Genomic DNA, 4,778 nt, shown 5'->3' on the forward strand with positions numbered 1-4,778 from the left:
GGGTAAACCAGCGCCTACAAACCGACCCGCCAACTTTACCCTCGTAACTTGGAACTAAAAAGCACACTTCATAAACATGAACAGCGCTTTCTTTTACTCGCTAGCTTCCAGCTTTCATCTCGCCAACTTCGTTCTTATAACTTACCGCTTTCAGCTTCAAGCTTTCAACTCGCTAACTCATAACCTATCAATCACATCCAAATATATCTCGGGTATAAACCTTGTGCTCAACATCTTTGAGCTCTTCAACCATTCGGTTAGATAAAATCACATCGCTCATTCGCTTAAGCTCTTCTAGTGAAGATATGACTTTTGAATTGTAAAAGTTTTCAAGCTTAAGACCTGGCTCATAAATAATAACTTCAATTCCCTCGGCTTTTATTCGCTTCATTATCCCTTGTATCGCAGAAGCCCGGAAGTTATCCGAACCTGTTTTCATGACAAGTCGATATACTCCAACAACTTTTGGTTTAAATTTTAAAACACTCTCTGCCACAAAATCTTTACGCGTTCTGTTAGCATCGACAATTGCTCGAATCATGTTATTCGGCACTATTTCATAGTTTGCCAACAGCTGTTTAGTATCTTTAGGCAAACAATACCCACCATAACCAAATGAAGGGTTATTATAATGGTCACCAATTCTGGGATCTAAGCCGACGCCTTCAATAATCTCTTTTGAACACAATCCGAAAGACTCAGCATAACTATCAAGCTCATTGAAATAAGCAACTCGCATTGCAAGATAAGTATTTGAAAATAACTTAATCGCTTCAGCCTCTGTGGAAGGGAGAAGCAGCACTTTTACATCATCTTTTAATGCAGCTTGTTGTAGCAGTGATGCAAATTTTTCTGCTCGTTCAGACTTCTCACCAACAATGATCCGTGAAGGATACAAGTTATCGAAAAGCGCTCTGCCTTCTCTTAAAAACTCAGGTGAAAAAATGATATTTCCCCAGCATTTCTCGGCCTTCATACGCTCAGTAAAACCCACAGGCACAGTAGATTTAATTACAACGATGGCATTTGGGTTTAAAGACTTAACGTCATCAATAACAGCCTCCACTGAAGCAGTATTAAAGAAATTCGTTTCAGGGTCATAGTCTGTGGGGGTGGCTATCACGACATACTCAGCATCCATTAACGCCTGTTGCTTATTAGTTGTTACAACAAAGTTAACTTCATTTTTAGATAAGACCTGTTCAATGTCTTTGTCTGAGAATGGTGCTATTCTTTGCGTGAGCTTTGCTACTCGCGTCTCATCTATATCTAACGCTGTAACCTGATTATGTTTTGCCAGTAAAAGCGTGTTAGATAGCCCGACATAGCCTGTACCAACCACTGTTATTTTCGCCATACAAAACCCTTGAGCAGCAAATATATAAGTTAAGTATAGGAAATCTCATAATTTCATCTAGTTATATAAAAATTAAATTCATAAATTTTATGAGAAGTGGCAAAAGATGATGAGAAAAGACATCCAAAGCCATATGGCATTTGAACGTAAAAATATCTTAAGTTATCGGCATCAATGACGAGCAAATAAAATAATTCCAACATCTATAAATACAAACTCGTGTTTTAACGCAGCAAGTATTTGATGAAAAGCGCAGGGTAAACCAGCGCCTACAAAACTACAGTCTGAGTACTCCATAGTAGCTGCTAAAATTGCTCATTTCACCTTGCGCAAAAGTAACCTTGCTTCGCAACGTATATTTTGCACGATAACACTTCGGTAGCAGCGATTTCATATCGCGTTCTGTTCTGAGCGCTACAAGCTTTTGATGAAAAGCGCAGGGTAAACCAGCACCTACAAGACTGCTCGCATCTTTACCCTCGTAACTCGCTAACTTCTAGCTTCTAGCTTCTAGCTTTCTGCTCGCTAACTAAAAAGCGCGGCTCACAAAACATGAACCGCGCCTTCTTTTACTCGCTAACTCGCTAACTTTACTCTCGCTAACTTTACTCTCGCTAACTTATAGCTCCTAACTTACCGCTTCAAGCTTCCAGCTCATTTATAAGTCAAATACGCTTCTCTTAACCTTGCTAAGTTCGCATATACATAACTGCTCGAATTACGGCCTTGATTCAAGAATGTGCGCTCCATATTAACGCGTGTATACATCTTAGAAGCCTGACCACGAACAAGCGCATTATGCGACTCACCTACACGAGTTGTTACCCCATGACGCCAAGCTTCATTGCCTTTAATTTGCCCATATGGTGTAACAGACATGTCTTTACGAGGACTTAATGGAATACTAAACGCAATACCTACTTGTTGTGCAGCTGTATCGGCTGCATAGATGGCAATATAGCTATCACCAAACCAGAAACGACTCTCTACTTTAACACCTTCATCAAGCGCCCAAAACTTACCCATACTGGCATGAAGCGTGATATCTTGCTCTGACCAATTAAATTGATATTCAGCTAAATAGTAATCACGAGAAGCATCATAATCTTGATACTCAAATTTAGCGATATTTGCACTTAATTGGTGACGACCACCAGGGCTTATCCAAGTTGTTTCATTAATCACACCATAATATTCATGATAGTTTCTGAACATACCCACTTGCGTCAGGTTATATATATTAAAAGGTAGCTCTAACGCCTGATAGAAAACGGCTTGATCAAGCCCACCTTTTAAGCGACGCCCATTGAATGTATCACCCTTTTCAAAGTCTTCAGTGTTAGCAACCACTTTTTGCATAGTCACATTTACACCAGCACCTTTCCAAAGCGGTACTTCAACATCAGCTCGAAGCGCCAATGAAAAATCATATACACCTAGCTCAGTTGCATAAGTTGCAGCTAATGCAGGAGAAAAAGTAACCCGAGGTAGAAAGTATGGGCTTTGCTCTGCGGTATTACCCACCCACATCATGCCCGATGGCGTTGCAACGCTGCCCTGGCGAACATCAAGATCTGGGCTTACCCCTTCAGCAATAAACTGTCGATAATTATCAACAGAGCCTTGAATATTCAATAAACCAATATCGCTTTTCTCTAACTGAATTAAGAAGCGTGCATGTTCTTTGGTAATAAACTCACCAATGCGCCCCATCACAAGACCCAATGCATCTAGGTCATTACGATTAAATACTCTGTTTTCAAATTTAATCACTACGCTTGGGGTTTCGTTAAACCCAATACTGAGGTTTTCAAACCCATCTTCAATTAAAGCCAGTTTTAAACGATGTACCTGACTACTCAAAGAAACGTTTTGTTTATTCTTAGACTGAGCACTATAAGCTTCCGATTTGTCAGCCTTAGCAATGACTGATTGTTTAGGCTCTGCCGCTCTTTCTTTGATTATGATGGGCTTAGATAAATCAGCAGGCTCAGAATTTTTTGCTACAACCGCTGCAGGTGCAGGTTTAATTTCTGTATAGTTTTTACGTGCCTGACTAGAAAGCGGCATCGTAAAGTTTACGCCATAATAGGTGCTATCATTTTCAGAATACTCGGTATTACTATAAAAGCGGCTGGTAAAAGTTAGCTCGCCAATATCAAATAGCCATTCTTTCGGCACTGTTAAACGCGCAGCGGCATTGACAGCTTCAGCATCATGCTCTACCTGTAATGCAAACCAGTCTAACGGCATCCACTCAATACCACCAAAAGCACCGTTCATCATACCTGTTTCATGGTCGCTTTTAGCTGCACCTAAAGAAAACCTAAAATCCCACAGCTCTTTTGAGGCAACAGCAAAATGCGTTCTGTATTTATTAGCTGCACCACCAATATCTTTGCTACCAATAGCTAAACTTACCCAATCTCTAGGAATATATGGGATTTTATACTTAGCATTAAAAGATAAATCACGGATTTGCTTTTGCTTTTTCACCTCAGTGTTAAAAAAATTATCATGCATTGAGTTGGCAGCAATAAAACCACTTACCTCTAAGCCATCGAACAACCCTGCAGAAAAAGCGAAATTATGCCCATCAACGTAATTTACACCTCTGTAATCAAGCATATTGTTGTAGCTAAAATCAACGTTACCTGATTCAAGCACTTCAGCATTGGTAGTATTAATCAAGCCAGTAAAGCCTGTGAAATTACGGTAAGTTTTTAACTGTTCTTCAGCCAAACTAGATGCAGAAAATGCAACTAAGCCAGTAGCAAGCAAAGGGAGTAATTTAGACATAAATCCTAAGTCCAAGCGGTTATTATTTAATCCTAAGTTATAAACGGCAATATAACACTGAAAGCGGGAAGCGGAAAGGACGAGTTGCGATCAAATTGTACGTGAAATAGATTTCATGAGTCCACCTATCATTTTTGATAATTGCTCAGTTTCAGCAATCCAAGCATCTGCATAATCTTCTGATAATTCATTAACTTCTCTAGCAATATAGAGCTGAGTACGTAACTCACCACAACTCCCTTTCGCATAAGATAAAAACTTAACACAATCCTTCGCCGTCACTCGCTCATAACCTTCTGCAATATTAGATGGAATAGATAAACTAGAGCGAGTAATCTGGTCTTTAAGGCCATACTCTTTAGATAACTTAAATGCCTTGTAAACTGAGCAGCTCAAAGCCAATGAACGGCGCCAAACTTCTAAATCTTCAAATCTCATACCAATCCCTGATAATAAAAAGCCAAATGAGAATTACCTAGCCAACTCGCTAACTTGTATCTAGCTAACTTGTATCTAGCTAACTTGTATCTAGCTAACTTGTATCTAGCTAACTTGTATCTAGCCAACTCGCTAACTTATATCTAGCTAACTCGCTAACTTGTATCTAGCTAACTCGCTAACT

General features: G+C 39.6%; 3 protein-coding genes. All 3 read right to left on the reverse strand.

Going from position 1 to position 4,778, the window contains the following annotated elements:
• Nucleotides 1–187: 187 nt before the first annotated feature.
• The 3 genes from C1E24_RS20700 to C1E24_RS20710 all read right to left on the reverse strand — a co-directional run bounded on the left by C1E24_RS20700 (nt 188) and on the right by C1E24_RS20710 (nt 4,594).
• Nucleotides 188–1,357: a nucleotide sugar dehydrogenase gene (locus C1E24_RS20700; RefSeq protein WP_138484790.1), complete on the reverse strand. Its 1,170-nt coding sequence runs from the start codon at nt 1,355–1,357 to the stop codon at nt 188–190.
• A gap of 654 nt (nt 1,358–2,011) precedes the next feature.
• A complete protein-coding gene (locus tag C1E24_RS20705; RefSeq protein ID WP_138484792.1) occupies nt 2,012–4,156 on the reverse strand; it encodes a YjbH domain-containing protein in 2,145 nt (714 codons plus the stop codon).
• A gap of 90 nt (nt 4,157–4,246) precedes the next feature.
• Nucleotides 4,247–4,594 carry a four helix bundle protein gene (locus C1E24_RS20710; protein WP_138484794.1) on the reverse strand — a complete coding sequence of 116 codons (348 nt, stop codon included), beginning with the start codon at nt 4,592–4,594 and terminating at the stop codon, nt 4,247–4,249.
• Nucleotides 4,595–4,778: the final 184 nt, after the last annotated feature.

The organism is Pseudoalteromonas phenolica, assembly GCF_005876835.1.
Classification (GTDB): Bacteria; Pseudomonadota; Gammaproteobacteria; order Enterobacterales; family Alteromonadaceae; genus Pseudoalteromonas; species Pseudoalteromonas phenolica_B.

Bases quoted from the DNA above. Each gene is read 5' to 3' on its own strand.
- C1E24_RS20710 (WP_138484794.1), bottom strand. From the start codon at position 4,594: ATGAGATTTGAAGATTTAGAAGTTTGGCGCCGTTCATTGGCTTTGAGC.
- C1E24_RS20705 (WP_138484792.1), bottom strand. From the start codon at position 4,156: ATGTCTAAATTACTCCCTTTGCTTGCTACTGGCTTAGTTGCATTTTCT.
- C1E24_RS20700 (WP_138484790.1), bottom strand. From the start codon at position 1,357: ATGGCGAAAATAACAGTGGTTGGTACAGGCTATGTCGGGCTATCTAAC.